A 16,301-nucleotide genomic window follows, 5' to 3' on the forward strand; every position below is an offset into this window, starting at 1 on the left:
TAAGTTATTGAGTTCTTATCATTAGCGTGTCAACTGACAAATTCACTAACTTACGAACTCAAAAACCTACAAACTCAAGAACTTATCAACTTACAAACCCATCAACTCAAAAACTTACAAGTCCTTCCCTACCGACTTGCTTCCCATCGTCAGCTCCAGTGTACCTCCGTCCACAATGTCTTTATGGGTGAAGAAAGGCTTCTCCAGTTCCCTGCCGTTCAAGAGCATCTTCTGCACGTATTTATTCTCGCGGCTGTTGTTGTGCGCAATGACTGTGAACCTTTTTCCGTCCTGCAACTTGACTGTCGCCTTATCGAACATCGGACGCCCTATGGAATAGACCGGATTGCCCGGGCATACCTGATAGAATCCCATGGAATTGAGGATGAACCAAGCGGACATCTGACCGCAGTCCTCATTGCCCGACAGGCCGTCGGGGTCGTTGAAGTAAAGTGTATGGAGCACTTCATCCACCAGTTCCTGTGTCCTCCAGGGTTGTTCTACGTAGTTGTAAAGGTGAGCGATATGATGGCTCGGCTCATTGCCGTGCGCATACTGCCCTATCAGACCGGAAATGTCGGCAGAAACCATATCCCCTTCCAAAGCCGAATCTGCCACAAACAAAGAGTCCAGTTTGCCGATGAAAGCTTCGCGGCCTCCCATCAGCCGCACCAGCCCGTCGATGTCATGGGGTACGAACCAAGTCCACTGCCAGGCAGTGCCTTCACAATAGTCGTCGTTCCTGTGGTTGGAAGAGCGAGGATTGAAAGGCGTACGCCAGTTTCCGTCGCTATCCAACCCGCGCATAAAGCGCGTGGAAGCATCGAAATAGACTTGGTATGCCTTGGCAAACGTAGCATATTTCTCTTGGTTCACTTCATCTCCCAAAGCTTCTGCCAGCACGGATATGCACCAGTCATCGTAGGCATACTCCAATGCCTTTGCCACCGACTCGTTGTCCTTGTCGCAAGGCACGTAGCCTATCTTGTTCTTCCAGTACTTGGCTTGCGGCATCAGATGGGGCAATACCAGAGGAGGACACAGGATGCCCGTCGTGTCATATTCCGCCGCACGAATACATGCTTTGTAAGCGGTCTCCACGTCAAAATCCCGGTAACCTTTCACGTAGGCGTCAGCAATGACAGAAGCCGCATGATAGCCAATCATCGTTCCCGTGTAGTTTCCGGCAAGCTCCCACATCGGGAATATGCCGCCTTCATGCTGCTTCAGGACAAGCGAGCGGATGAACGCCTGATTCAGTTCCGGCTCGATAATCGTCATCAGCGGATGGTAGGCACGGAATGTATCCCACAAGGAGAAGACCGTATAAACGGGATTTTCCACGCTGCCCTGATGGGGTTTCAGGTCCATGCCCAGGTAACGGCCATCGGCATCGGTGAAGAGATTAGGCTGCATGCCCGTATGATAAAGCGCCGTATAGAACATGGCACGTTGGTCGGCATCCTTGGTCTTGATGTCTATCTTCGAAAGATAACCATTCCATGCTTCACGGGCGGCACTACGCACGTTGTCAAAGTCCCAAGCGGGTATCTCGGCTTCCACGTTCTTGCGCGCTCCCTCCATGTCTACGGCAGAGACACCTACTTTGACAAAGACTTGCTCGTTGTCGGCAGTCTGGAATTGCAACAACGCCTTTGCCGTCGGCAGCAACGGACCGCCGGCATCCAGTGCCATCGAATCAGTCACCAACGTATAGGTAAATGGTTTGGAGAACTTGGCGTAGAAATTGATATACTGGTCGAAAGCCCAATAAACGGTTTTCTTGCGCCCTTGTATCTCCGTGTCACTGATTACTTCCAGCTCCATCTCTTCGTTCTTCTGGCGCTGTAGGCTATAATCCAAATCGAGGATGAATCCGGCATCTTCCGCTTTAGGAAAAGTGTATCGATGGATAGCCGCCCGCTTGGTGGCAGTAAGCTCGGCCCTCACCTTATAACGGTCGAGGAACACCGAATAATAGCCAGGTTGTGCCGTCTCATTGTCGTGAGAGAAAGCAGAAGCATACGCCATCTGTTGGCTCTTCTCTCCCATAGAATAATAATCCTGCCTGCCCACGGTAGGCATCAGTAACACATCACCGTAATCCCCGCATCCCGTACCACTGAGGTGGGTATGCGAAAATCCGTTGATAAGAGAATCCGCATAGTAATATCCGGAGCAGGCATCCCATTGATAAATACGTGTATCGGGGCTGGGCTGTATCATTCCATTAGGTACCACGGCACCCGGATAAGTATGTCCGTGCCCTCCCGTACCGATAAACGGATTGACGTATGATGCATAATCTTGCTCTGCCGGCATACAACCGTACATCCCGAACAGCAGCAAGACGGCACCCATCAGATTGTTCTTCATGTCTTTCTTCATACTATTATATAATTGTATTACGTTTTAAAATCACACCGGTTCAAAGTAAATGGCTTGTCCACCTCCTCGCGCCATGTCGACGGTCAGGATATCATCGGCTTCCACCCTCTTTTCTATAATCTTATATGACGTAGGATTATGTTCCCAGTCAGCTCCCTCCCCGTCGGCATAAATCACGGCACGATATGCCTTGCCTTTCTCCAGAAAGTCCAACTTGACATCTACTTTACGCGCCTCTTCATTCGTCGCAGCACCCAGGAAATATTTCCCTTTTGCCCGGCGGACAATGACCACAAACTCTCCCGGTTCGCCGTCTAATGCCTCAGACCAGTCGCAATCGGCATCATAGTCGCGGAAGAATTGGAAAGCAGGATGTCCTTCGTAGTTCTCAATCATATCCGCCGCCATCTGTAAGGGCGAATACAGAATGACCCAATTGGCAATCTGCTTTGCCAACGTAGTATTGATGCGACAGTCTTTACTGTCCTTCATATTCCACTGCTTGCGGTCGGGATTCTTCTTGGCACGCTCATACAGGATATCGAATATGCCGGGCGTATAGTCCATAGGTCCTGCCAGCAGGCGGGTAAAAGGCAACATGACATGATGCTCGGGAGGATTGCCATCGCTCCATGCATTCCATTCCATGCCACGTGCTCCTTCTCGGGTCATCATGTTGGGATAAGTGCGCCGGATACCCGTGTCCTTGATGGGTTCGTGCACATCAAGCGTCGTATGGTATCTGGCAGCAGTCTCCACGACTTTCCGATAATGACGTACGTTGTATTGCCCATGATGGTTGTGTCCGCCGGGCAATCCTCCGGCATATCCGGTCTTCACGCTGTGAATCCCCATGTCGGCATACCACTTGTATGCTTTATCCAACTGCCTCTCGTAATTGAGAATATTACCTCCGGTTTCGTGATGCCCGATAATCTCAATGCCTTTTTCACGGGCGTAGCGGGCTATCTCTTCGATATCGAAGTCTGCATACGGCTTGGTGTAGTCGAACGTCTGCGTGCCGCCCCAGTTCTCCCAACCTTCATTCCATCCCTCGTACATCACGGCTTCTATATTGTTGGCGGCGGCAAAGTCAATGTAACGCTTGGCGTTTTCAGTAGTCGCACCGTGTCGGTCGTTAATCACCCAACTCTCCACGCCAAGATGCATCCCCCACCAGACACCTACGTACTTCATCGGTCGTATCCAATCCGTAGTTTCCAACGCACAAGGCTCATTCAGGTTCAATATAAGTCCCGAATTGATCAGCCCTACCGCTTGCGGTGCTATCTGTAAGGTGCGCCAGGGAGTTTTAAAGTTTCCCCCGGAGATGCGGGCTTTTATGCCGTCGGGCCAGGGAGCCAGTTCCGCCTTGAAACGGCAACCGCCGGTATTCTTCAGTGTCATTTCAGGGAAATCAGTCAATGCGGCTTCGTGGATGCTGGCATACACGTCGCCCGCCTTAAAAGTCATAGGGGTATTGGCATTGTCTATACCGCTGATCGGCAACGTACGGTACAACAGTTCGTAGGTTTCATAATTGGCAGGTATAGACCATGAAATGCCGTCCTGTGCAATATTGAATGCCGTCAAATCGTCTGTAATGAGAATACTGTCTGCATCGGCAACGTCGTATTCGTAACGGAAGCCCACACCATCGTTGAATACACGGAAACGCAAAGTCAGTTTTGTACTTGCCGCATCGGACAGGTGAACAGCCATTTCGTTATAATGATTACGAAGTGTCTTATTCTCTCCCCAAGGCTGTGTCCATGTCTCGTCAGCAGCAGAAAAGTCGGTACCGACCACACGAAAGCCTTCGAAAAGGTTCACCCCATCTTGGGCTATGAAACCCAACTGAGAGGGAGCCACCAGAAACGTATCATTCACGCTAATTTGGTAATTCATACGGTTATGGTCGTCCACATCAAAAGTCAGTCGGATATGTCCGTCAGGCGAAGATACTTCTGTCACGTTTTGTCTACCACACGCCCCAAACAAGCATGCCACAAACAAAAGAAAGGAAATATATGATTTCATGGTAGAATCATGTTATAAGAAAATACATAAGGAGGGCCGCCCTGCTTATTCGGCCCAAACCCTCCTTTGCTCAATAAATAAGAAATGTGTATCCGCCATCCGATAATCCAGCTTGCGGAAAACATTGCATCAGCGTACCTTCCGCATCCTATAGTTTTCACTTACAAAGTAAGGAACATCGGGGAAGATGTCGTTTTCAATCGCACCATCTACATATTTGTAGGGATTAAGCGCCCATCTATTACCTATACCATAAATATACATATCTCCATCAGGAGTAATATAGCCACCCATACTATAGGAATCATAGTTTGGATATGCCCTCCACTGGAAAGCACCACTATAAGTACCAAAATGCATTTTGTAAGTAGCCGGATCTTCCGCATCGCCTTCATGAATGGTTTGCGGATAGATAAGCAATGCACCTTTGTCATATCCGCAATGCATCGGATACTTACCGGTAATTTCGGGGAAGGTACCCCAATTGTAAACAATATAGCCGGTGCCTTCCGCATCCTTCTCGATGATTACATTCTTTGCAAACTGCTGGCTACCCTTCCAGTCCCACCAGAGAGGATTACCGGCTTCGTTCACATAGGTAAAGAGAGAGTTGGTAGAAGTCACTTCCCATTCACCAACCAAATCTTCATAGCCCACCATCTTTCCCTGATAGGCTGTGCCTTCACGGCTCCAGTATTTACCGCTCCACTCCACTTCGTCTTCATAGAGTACTTTACTGATTTCTGTAAACAGTGTGTAATACTGGTAATTCAACGGCTGCGGATTGTAGAACATCTGGACGCCATAACCTTCATCCTTCACTCTTTGGAATTTGCTCCTGTCAAACCCGCTCCAACCTCCGTTCAGTTCATCATTAATCTTCCAAGGCAACGGCGAGTATTTGGATTTGGGCAGATTCTCAAAATGAGAACTTTCACGACCAAAAGCACCGTTAGGAGCTTGGTTTTGATAATAACCGTAAATCATGTAATCTACGATATCACCCACCTTTACACCTTCTACCTCACCATCAGGAGAGTCTATACTCGAATATTCATACACACCTATCAGCTTATCACCAAATACTTGGCGGCATTCGTAAACCAAACGCGCAAAGTTGGCACGCGAACGCGGTTCAAAACCGGGGCTGGGATTAGAATTGTTATAGTTCGTGTACTCATCATCAAAATCAATGCCATCCAAACCGTAGATATCCAAATAGGTCTTCAGTTCCCGGGCAAAGTCCTTGGCCGCAGCCTCCGAAAGGTTACCCATACCGGCTTCATCGTGATTGCCCAGAATAGTCATATTCACTTTGATACCCTTAGCCTGCAACGGACGGATGTACTTATCGGCATTTCTCAACAAGAAGGAAACCTGATCATTGCAGAAAACATGAACGCGACCGGTCTTGCTGTCCACATTGATATTGGCGGCAAAAAAGCTGACCACATCAAAAAAAGGCTTTCCACTGCTCTTCATGGTATATTCACCCAGATTCAAGATGTTTTGGTCATTCACTTCCACAAAACAATGCGTAAGGATATCACCCTTGCTGATGTCCTCAGGGATAGCGGCCATTGGCTTCACCAAATAAATGTAATCCTGATTGTTGGCGGCAACCTCCACACCATTATCGGCAGATGCGGAAACAGCTACGGCATAAGTCTGGCCGATGGAACCTCCGGCATTGATATTCAGCTCTACGGCAGCCGACTTACGTTCGCCCGCCTTAATGGTAGCTGTGCCACCATTTGCCAAACTCAGTTTATCGGCAGGATACATTTGATATGAAGTACCATGAGCGGCATTGTAAGCAGCCAAAGCCTCTTGGCTTACTTTGAAAGTTACTGTCACATCCTGCTCCGCAACTTTGCTCAGTTCAAAATAAAGATGTCCGGTAGCCACCTTGTCGCCAAAAACAGAAATCGGCGTAAGCTCACGTGCCCCGGCTGCCGATTTTACGCAACCATATACACCATCCACCGTTTCCAGTCGGTCACTATTGCCGGCATTGATGACAACATCATCCTCACAACCGGTGAAGCCGATCCCTGCACATGCAAAAGCCATTGCCAGCAAGCCTGATTTCACATGATTCATATATTTCATAATCAATATCTTTTTATTTGAATTTAGGTATAACAAATTTATTTAGCAGGAGCAGGCAATTCCACTTGATTCCAAGTCAAGGGTTCCACTGCGGTAGCATGGTTTTCATTTCCACTATAGTCGTGGATAGCAGTGCCGGCACCTTCGTCAAATTTCCAATAAGAAACCAATCCTTCCGCATCCGGTTCTACCTGATAGAAATGATCCTTGGCATTGATTTCTTCCTTGGTCAAGATTCTATTCCAAATACGTACTTCGGAAATGTTTCCTTCCAACCAACGGTCACGGTTGTATGAATGCCCAATCCAGAAGCCGTTTCCTTCATCCGTCCTTGTCTGTCCCCAATTCACAGGGCCGCAATTCTTTGATGCTTCCAGCATATTCTTACCATTGATATAGATGGTTATATTGCTTGCATCCGCATCATAAGTCACAGCAATATGTGTCCACTCCCCTGTCGGGATAGCCAGACTCTCATCACTTACATTGCCATTGCTTGTAGCAACCTGCAACTGGTTCTGCGGTATTCCGGCATCGCCGATACGAAGCAAGAATTTACCTTCAATACCCATAATGGAGGTCAGCATCTTATCGAACTTATTGACACGAATCAGTGCTTCTGCTGTCAACTTATTCAGATTATTGGCTACATCCGGATTCGTCCAAGTTACATAAACCAAGTTCTTGGTTATGTCGGGTACCGTATTGATCAAGGCAGCGCCCTTCAATACGTAATACATAGTACCGGCACTTTTCAATATTCCGATACTGGCTTGGTCTACCGTAACCGGCAACACATACACCTTCTCACGATCCAACTCTGTCAGATTCTGGAAACTGACTGTAATGTCATCTGAAACAACGGCACCTGCCAGGATAGTAGCCTGCGGAGTCTCTATTGTATAATGACCTTCCGGCAATGCCTCGGCCGTATCATAATAGGTAGCATTATAGGTAGACACTAACGAAAGATCGGCTTTCAAAGACAACGTCACGTCTTGCTTTTCAGGACGAGCCATTGAAATCCGGAACGAACCTTCCGTATTGGATACAGTATTCTTCAACAAGACATTGCTTGTCATTGCTTTGGCATTGATAAACACCTGATTATCGAAATTCTCAACGTCATTATCATCACAAGCAGCAAACAAACCTGCCAATAATGCCATTGATACTAAATATATATTTTTCAGTTTCATGATATACTTTATTTTTTGGGAGCAGGATTCATAATATTGATGGCTTCTCTCACATATTGATAGGCATTCGTGGCATTGTAATAATCATTCTGCATGTTTTCAATAGCCAAACCGGCTTTTGTAAACTTGGCAGATGATTCTGTCACCCAATACGCAGCTTCCGACAAAGCTCTTAGAGTATTGTAATATCCGGTAGTCTTATCCGTCGCATCCAGTGAAACAGTAGATGCCGAAACAATAAACCGATCAGCCGGAACACCGTCCGCTATCAGTGCTTGAAGTACCTCTATGCCTAATTGGGCAGCATCCGTAACATCGTTTGTAATCAGAATGATATGTTCACAAGAAGACAGGACAGACTGGCCTATCAGGTTGGCCGGATATCCCTGAAACACCAGTTGCTTACCGGCATTGGCACTCTTCCAATTGGATATCACACCAAAGAAAGCATCTTGATTTGCCTTTGCTTCCGCTTTGTCTGCTTCGGACATATAGGTAGGATTTGTACCACGATATTCTGCCACAATACCGTCAAAAGGAGCTTCAAAAGCAATCAACCGACTCAGTTCAGCAGAAAGATAAGTTGAGAATGCACCCGTTTCCGTACCTTCCTTCACCTTGTCGGTATATTCCTTCAAGATGTTGTCATAACTGATGGAATAGAAAACTTTCGTACCCTTTTTGTGTACACTTGCAATATCTTCCAATTCAAATTCCTCCAAATCGGGAGTGGTTGCAATCACCACATCCAAGCTATCGGGAACATCCGATATATGCTGTCCGCGACTGAAAGGAACTTTCTCACTATTGTCAAACCAACCATACACAACCTTATGGTCAGAGTTCTTGTATTCCTGCAAATTCTTCAGATACTTGGCATATTGTTCAGGATGCTGCCCGTCGATTCCGGGCTCTACTAAGTTGATACTTTCCGTATCCGTCCAATCCGAGCAAGCAGACAATGCCAATACCGAAAAAGCTGCCAGCGCGATTCCTTTGAATGATTTCTTATCTAATTTCATGATTATTCAGCATTTATTGTTATTACTTGCGTGCCCACCATACATCAGTAGCCATATTGTCAGGACCACCCAGATAGTTGCTCACTGCATTTTGGACATTCTCTGTGTTACTTGTATATTCTTCCGAAGGATAAGGCATACGGCGTGCACCTCTCTCATTATCTACAATTCCACCGCTCAGATTGCCTTCATCGGTTGCAGGCAACAATTTAGGATAACCGGTACGGCGATAGTCTGCCCAAGCCTCGTTACCTAACGGCCAGTTGGCAATCCACTTCTGCGTAATGATGCGCTCCTGTTTCTCTTCCTTTGTTGCACCTTCGTTCCACTTGATTGTGACGAAAGAAAGATTCTTCTCATACGTATTGACGCCTGCAGGATCAATGTACAGGGCAGGCACACTGCTATCATCAGCCAAATAACTGTCTACCCCGGTAGCCCCCCATTGGTCGAAAGAAAGACGGATGCCTTGCTCGTAAAAGTCGGCAGCGTTTCCTTTCATATTGAAACCATAGATAGCCGCACCTTCTGCACGTAAGAAAGAGACTTCGGCAGCATTCATCCAAAGTACAGGATCAGAAGCTGAAATCTTCACACGCGAATAGTTGATGAAATGCTCTCTCATCTTGCCCAGATTGATGCTACGACGCAATCCTACATAAGCCTCTCCCGGCCATTTGGATTCCTCAAAGTAGCTGGCACGGCGATTGTCGTTGTAACCGTTCATGTAGCAAATGATGTCGGCTGCCGGATGGGTATCGCCACCGGATGCCTCTTCATTGTAACGTACAGCCACAAACAGCGGATTGCTGATTGCACCGAAATATTTCCATGTCGCATTGTCGGCATTGGTTTCAATCAGTCCCAGTTCATGGTTCACTGCACTTTCAGCCATTTCCTTAGCCTTGGCAGGACTGACATTCGCAATACGGATAGCCAAACGCAGTTTCAAGGAATTGGCAAACTTCACCCATTTCTGCACATTACCACTGTAAACAAAATCGGCAGAAGCAACCAACGCCGCATTTCTATTCTCAGTCAATACTGTGATGGATTCATCCAATTCTTCGAAGAATTTGTTATAAACTTCTTCCTGCGTATCGTAAGGAATGGTAATCTTACCATCTTGGCCGATCTTGGAATAAGGAATAGGACCGTATGCATCGGTCACACGGCTCATGGCAGCCACTTTCATTATTTGCCCAATGGCGTACGGAACCGGATTGTTGGTATTTTCTGACACTTGCTGCACAGTGTTCAAGTTTCCGTAAAGTGTTGAAATGATACGGTCACTGATCAAGAACACACGTGTCCAGTCGTTCGTTGCATTAAAATTGGATATCGTATTGGACCAACCGGCATTTGAATCAGCAAAATAACCACCCAATGGTCCACCCAGCAAACAGTCGGTAAACTGTGCCGTATTGACATCCGACGAAATAACCGTACTCGCCAGGTTACTCATAGCAGACCCCAATGCATAATCATCAGGAGTCAAATCACCCGGTTGATAAGGATCGGAGTTAATATCCATATAATTGCCGGTGCAGGACATAAGACCCATAAGCAACGGAGCAACAATCAATGTATTTATTATATTCTTCTTTTTCATATCATTTGGTATTAAAATTTAAAGCTCAAGCTAAAGCCAATGTTACGCAAAGACGGCATCATGAAGTAGTCAATTCCCTGATAGAAGTTATCGGTAGAAGCCACACTCTCAGGATCGAAAGGAGCCTTGCTGTAAATCATCCACAAATTGCGGCCAACCAACGAAACTTTGATGTCGCAAACATCATGTAACCATTTTCTGGGAATAGTATAACCCAAGGAGACTTCCTGTAAGCGAACATTGGTTGCAGAATAGGTATAGTATTGAGGAACAGCAGTACCGCTACCAACAACACCGTACCAAGTTTCCGGATTCACCCGGTCGGTACCATTTACCAACACATAGCCTAAATCGCGCGCATCGGCAGAAGCTTCAGACACACCGTAGTAGTCCAACATGGCTTGTGTACGTGAATAAACCACGCCACCCAAACGGGCAGAAATCAAGAAACCGGCTGTCACATTCTTCCAGATGAAGTTATTGCGCCAAGCTAAATTCCCTTTAGGAAGCACGCTTCCCAACTTGATGTATTTATCAGGGTCTGTAATAGCTTCCGTAGCCACCATTCCATTCTGGTCTACAAAAATCTGTCCGTTGGCATCACGTTGCATATCGCGCAACGAATAAAGGTCACCCATGCTTCCTCCTTCTTTCAACAAGAAACGGGCATCGCCCAAACCACCCATGTTCAGCGTGCTCAAAGAGAACAACTCACCGGTAATGGGATTGATAGCATTATCAGCCAGTGTCAAGATCTTGTTCTTATTGCTGGAAAAGGTTATCCCTGTGTCCCAAGTAAAATCTTTCCAAGTATTCTTGTAATTCAGTGCCAATTCAATACCGGAGTTACGCACAGCACCGGTCTGGATATACATGGCCGACCAACCACTGACAGGCAACTGCGGATTAAATGTCTGATTCATAGTCTTGGCATTGTAGTACGTTACATCCAACTCAAAGTTCTTGAAGAAACGCATGTTCAAACCAAGTTCCCAAGAATTGGTGCGCTCCGGTTTCAAGTTATACAATGGGTATTGGGTTGTAATACTCCATTGACTGGCACTTGAGTTCCACTCATAACGCGGATTGGCCAGATATCTGGAGAAAGCACTACCCACAGATGCCCACGAACCACGAATCTTTATGAAAGAGAGATAGTCTTTGTTCAAATTAGGCATCAGTTCAGACAACACAACAGAACCTCCGACTGAGGGATAGAAGAACGATTTACTATTGGAATTAGGACCTGCAAGCTGCGAAGGCCAGTCGTTACGTCCGGTCAGTGTCAAGAAATACGTATTCTTGTAACCCAGTTCGGCAGAAGCGAAAAGAGACTGGGTCTGTTCGCGCCATCCTTCTTGCATACGCTGTGTCCTGCTGGCACTCAGATTCTGAATAGCGAAGAAATTGGTCAATCCTACCGGCTCGCCGGAGAAAGCATCACCACCATCGGCTATCGGTCCACGCACCCTCATGGCATCCGAACGAATATCAGAGAACGAACCACCCAAGTTGGCTTGAAGCGACCAGTCTTCACCAAAATATTTGTTGATGCTCACCAGGAAGTCAGCATACAATTGCTTATCCTGCGTCTTGGTAATGCCATACAGACCACGAGAAGAGCTTTCGGTCAACTGCGTATTGGTAGAAGCATAGAACTTTTCTGTATAGTCATTGCTGGAGTTATCCAAGCGTACACGTCCTGAAACGGTCAACCAATCCAGAATCTTATAGCTCAAACCGGCATTCAACATATAACGGTCTTTCTTGTTCTGACGCAAGTTACGGTAATTAATCCAATAGGGATTCTGCATAACCATACCTTCGTCACCCACCGGCCAATATTGCGTATAAATCTTACGGGCTGCGTCATAACGCTCATACATGCTGATATCTGCCCAGTCGTTGCTACGCGGAAAAAGATAAGCACCTACCAAGGGGTTATTATATGTACCCTGGTTCGTCATGTTTTGGTCGTTCTGCAAGATGTAGCTCGCACCGAAATCCAAGGTCATCTTATCGTTCAAGAAGGTAGTGGTGTTACGTACCGTGAAGTTATAACGATTGTATTTGTTATTGGGAACAATACCTTTTGAGTTGACAGCCGCCGCCGAAGCATACGTCTGGTTCTTCTCTGTACCAGTGGACAATGAAATACTTTCCGTACCGATAATACCCGTCTGGAAATAGTCACTCTTCGGATTGTAATTGTAATTATTGACGGCAGACAAGGGTGCCCCCCAACTCATAGCACCTGAAGTACTCATCACACCTCCGGTTCCCGTACCGTAACGGTTCTGGAAGCTCGGCATCACAAACGGATTTGTAAATTCAGTATTGCTATTTACCGTAAGACTGACTTTGCCCTCCTTGCCTTTCTTTGTTGTAATAATAATGGCACCATTGGCAGCCTCCGAACCATACAAGGCGGCGGCGGCAGCACCTGTCAGGACTGACATAGACTCAATGTCTTCCGGGTTGATATCGGCAATCGGTTCCGAAGAGCCTTGTGAGTCAAACTCCGTACCACCGGCACTGCCACGACCGGAAAAAATGGGCACACCGTCAATCACATACAGTGCATTGGAAGATTGCATGATAGACTTCGTACCACGCATCACTACCTTCGACACACCACCCACACCGGATGAAGAAGCATTGATGTTCACACCTGCCACCTTACCACTCAATGAGTTCACAAAGTTAGCGTCCTTATTGGTAGTGATGGCGTCCGTGTTCACCTGCTGTACGTTATATGACAACGCTTTCTCCGAACGTTTGATACCGAGTGCCGTCACCACAACTTCTTCAAGCAACTGGGTGTCACCGGACATCATCACATTGATCGGCGCATTGCCTTTAACCGCAACCTCCTGCGTAGCATAACCGATATAAGAAAATACAATCACAGGATTTGCCACTGTAGTGTTCAATGTAAAGTTACCATCCATATCGGTAATGCAGCCGTCGGTGGTACCTTTTACCAACACATTCACACCGATCAGGGGACCCATGTCATCCGACACGACACCTGTAATGGTACGCTGTTTGCCTTGTTGATTGCCTTCTTGCGGCATGGCTGACTTCTCTGAAAGATAAACGATATTATCTTCCACCTTGAAAGAGATATTTTTCCCTTTTAAAATAACATTCAATGCATCTTCTATAGATGCACCTTTCACTTTGACATTCTCAACTGCCATAGAGGCAAGTTTGTCGTCATAAAAGAACTGATACTTAGATTGAGATTTAATCTGCTCGATGACTGTCCCTAAAGTTGCACGGGATACATTCAGATTCAACTGGGCAAAAGTCCACTGAACCGACACAGCCATGAAGAACAAAACTAATAAAGTCCGCAGAAATTTCGAACTTTGAAAAGCAAAATCGTTGTTCATAAACAAAGTTTAAGGGTTACACATTGGTTAATTATAACAGGTCAGAAGCCTCTTTCTTCCGACTTACATATATAAAACAACGTACTTTTAAAATACACTTAGTGCAAAATGATATTTTTTTCTCTAAAAATAAAGAAGGGGATAGTTTGTCCGCTATCCCCCGTCTTCAGTACATTACTAATGTCGCTTCTTACTTCTTTAGTTCATTGGAAAAAGAATAAGGAAAATCTTCCGGTAATGTCCCTCTTTGTAAATTAGGTCTGTTACCCATATCAAATTTCAGGATACCACCCTTCAACAAATCTTCATGTTTCAAATAATTCTTGGTATACTCGTTTCCATCCAAACAAAGCGAGTTGATGTATATATTTTCCGAATTATTGTTTGACGCATCAATCACCAACGAATTCCCGTTTTCAAAATGCAGGGTAGCTTTCTTAAATAAAGGAGCTCCCAATACATATTCATCAGTACCCGGACAAACAGGATAGAAACCCAAAGCAGAGAATATATACCAAGCGGAAGTCTGCCCATTGTCTTCATCTCCGCAATAACCGTCGGGACCGGAAGTGTACATACGGTTCATCACCTGACGCAACCAATATTGTGCTTTCCAAGGCTGTCCGGCATAATTATACATATATATCATATGCTGTATCGGCTGATTGCCATGAGCGTAATTACCCATATTCATCACCGTCATCTCACGTATCTCATGAATCACCTGACCATAGTAACTGTCATCAAACACAGGAGGAACCGTAAATACGGAGTCGAGCATGCTTACAAACACTTCCTTGCCCCCCATTAAGTCAATCAACCCTTGCGGGTCGTGAAATACCGACCATGAATAATGCCAACTGTTTCCTTCGGTAAAAGCATCCCCCCACTTCAACGGTGAGAAAGGTGTCTGGAACTGGCCATTCTCGTTACGTCCCCGCATCAACAAACTTTCCTTGTCGAACACATTCTTATAATTCATGGCGCGTTCGGCGAAGAGTTTCAGTTCTTTCTTCGGGCGGTTCAACGCCTTTGCCATCTGATAGATGCACCAGTCATCGTAGGCATATTCCAATGTACGGGCAGTGTTCTCGTTGATTTTCACATCGTATGGTACATAGCCCAACTTGTTATAATATTCATGACCAAGACGACCGGTAGAAGATACCTCCGGATGCACATTCTTGGTTCCGTGAATAAGGCCTTCGTATAAGGCAGTCACATCGTCCACTTTGACACCTTTCAGATAGGCATCGGCAAGTACGGAAGCAGAGTTGTTACCAATCATGCAACCGCGATGCCCCGGACTTGCCCATTCAGGGAAGAAACCGCTTTCTTTATAAGTATTGATAAGCCCCTCTTGAATCTGTTTGTTCACCGAAGGATACATCAGGTTAAGGAAAGGGAACAGACAACGGAAGGTATCCCAAAAACCGGTATCAGTGTACATATAGCCGGGAAGCACCTGACCATTGTAGGGGCTGTAATGCACGGGAGCACCAGTCTCATCGAGCTCATAGAAAGCACGAGGGAAAAGTACAGAACGATACAGGCAAGAATAGAATGTACGATACTGGTCCAGATTACCACCGTCCACTTCTATTTTTCCCAATACACGATTCCAAGCATCCTGCCCTTTCTGAACTAAAACTTCAAGGTTGTCGTTGCCAAGCTCATTCAGATTCCGATCAGCCTGTTCAAAGCTGATGAAAGAAGAAGCTACACGAGCATGAATCTTTTCTCCTTTACGGGTCTTAAAGCCGATGATGGCACCTGCATGTCCGGCAGCCTGTTCCTTTTGGTTTTCGAGTACTTTACCATCGGAAACTGTAGCCTGATAGGTGAAAGGTTTGTCGAATACGACAACGAAATAGTTCTTAAAATTGTCCGGCACGCCACCGCTATTGCGGGTGGTATAACCGACAATTTTATTTTGTTCGGGAATAATCTTGATATAAGAGCCTTTGTCGAAGGCATCCACTACGATATAAGAATGGTCATTTTCAGGAAAAGTGAAACGGAACAGAACTGCACGATCGGTAGGACTGAACTCTGTTACTACGTCATGTTCTGCCAAATAAACTTTATAGTAGTGAGGTAATGCCACCTCTCCCTTATGCGAGAACCAGCTGGCACGCTTTTCTTCGTCAAACTCCGGTTTGCCCACTACCGGCATAATGGAGAATTGTCCATAATCGTTTATCCACGGACTGGGCTGGTGCGTCTGCTTGAATCCACGGATTTTGTTGGCTGTGTACACATACTGCCAGCCGTCCCCCATCTTTCCTGTCTGGGGTGTCCAGAAGTTCATGCCCCAAGGGCGTGCAATGGCAGGATAAGTATTGCCGGTAGAGAGTTCGAAAGTAGATTGTGTTCCTACCAAAGGATTGACGTATTGCGTAAAATCTTCGGCTTGTGCCCAAACAACGCAACATAAAAAACAAATCGATAAAAAAAGGTTCTTCATGATATTACATTAATTATTGAATTGTCTGATTAGTATTATCAGATTGCCTGACTGCCATGTCAC

8 protein-coding genes are annotated in these 16,301 nt (G+C 46.1%); all 8 read right to left on the bottom strand.

Annotated features, from left to right (window positions below; genetic code table 11):
- Positions 1 to 114: 114 nt before the first annotated feature.
- Entirely contained in the window at positions 115 to 2,388 is a 2,274-nt protein-coding gene (locus tag QZ323_RS09955) for a GH92 family glycosyl hydrolase (protein ID WP_294634500.1), read from the bottom strand.
- Between the two features lie 30 nt (positions 2,389 to 2,418).
- Positions 2,419 to 4,428 carry a glycoside hydrolase family 97 protein gene (locus QZ323_RS09960; protein ID WP_294634501.1) on the bottom strand — a complete coding sequence of 670 codons (2,010 nt, stop codon included), beginning with the start codon at positions 4,426 to 4,428 and terminating at the stop codon, positions 2,419 to 2,421.
- 129 nt (positions 4,429 to 4,557) lie between these two features.
- Positions 4,558 to 6,540 carry a DUF1735 domain-containing protein gene (locus QZ323_RS09965; RefSeq protein WP_294634502.1) on the bottom strand — a complete coding sequence of 661 codons (1,983 nt, stop codon included), beginning with the start codon at positions 6,538 to 6,540 and terminating at the stop codon, positions 4,558 to 4,560.
- Between the two features lie 38 nt (positions 6,541 to 6,578).
- On the bottom strand, positions 6,579 to 7,739 hold the full coding sequence (locus QZ323_RS09970; RefSeq protein WP_294634503.1) for a DUF1735 and LamG domain-containing protein: 1,161 nt from the start codon (positions 7,737 to 7,739) through the stop codon (positions 6,579 to 6,581).
- An 8-nt stretch (positions 7,740 to 7,747) separates the two neighbouring features.
- Positions 7,748 to 8,761 (bottom strand): glycoside hydrolase family 18, encoded by a 1,014-nt coding sequence (locus QZ323_RS09975; protein ID WP_294634504.1) that lies wholly within the window; start codon positions 8,759 to 8,761, stop codon positions 7,748 to 7,750.
- Between the two features lie 22 nt (positions 8,762 to 8,783).
- Positions 8,784 to 10,373 (bottom strand): RagB/SusD family nutrient uptake outer membrane protein, encoded by a 1,590-nt coding sequence (locus QZ323_RS09980; protein WP_294634505.1) that lies wholly within the window; start codon positions 10,371 to 10,373, stop codon positions 8,784 to 8,786.
- A gap of 11 nt (positions 10,374 to 10,384) precedes the next feature.
- Positions 10,385 to 13,771, bottom strand: a complete 3,387-nt coding sequence (locus QZ323_RS09985; RefSeq protein WP_294634506.1) for a TonB-dependent receptor — start codon at positions 13,769 to 13,771, stop codon at positions 10,385 to 10,387.
- A gap of 190 nt (positions 13,772 to 13,961) precedes the next feature.
- Complete coding sequence (locus QZ323_RS09990; protein ID WP_294634508.1) at positions 13,962 to 16,238, bottom strand: GH92 family glycosyl hydrolase; 2,277 nt, start codon at positions 16,236 to 16,238, stop codon at positions 13,962 to 13,964.
- Positions 16,239 to 16,301: the final 63 nt, after the last annotated feature.

It is taken from the genome of uncultured Bacteroides sp. (assembly GCF_910585845.1).
In the GTDB taxonomy this organism is placed as follows: Bacteria; Bacteroidota; Bacteroidia; order Bacteroidales; family Bacteroidaceae; genus Bacteroides.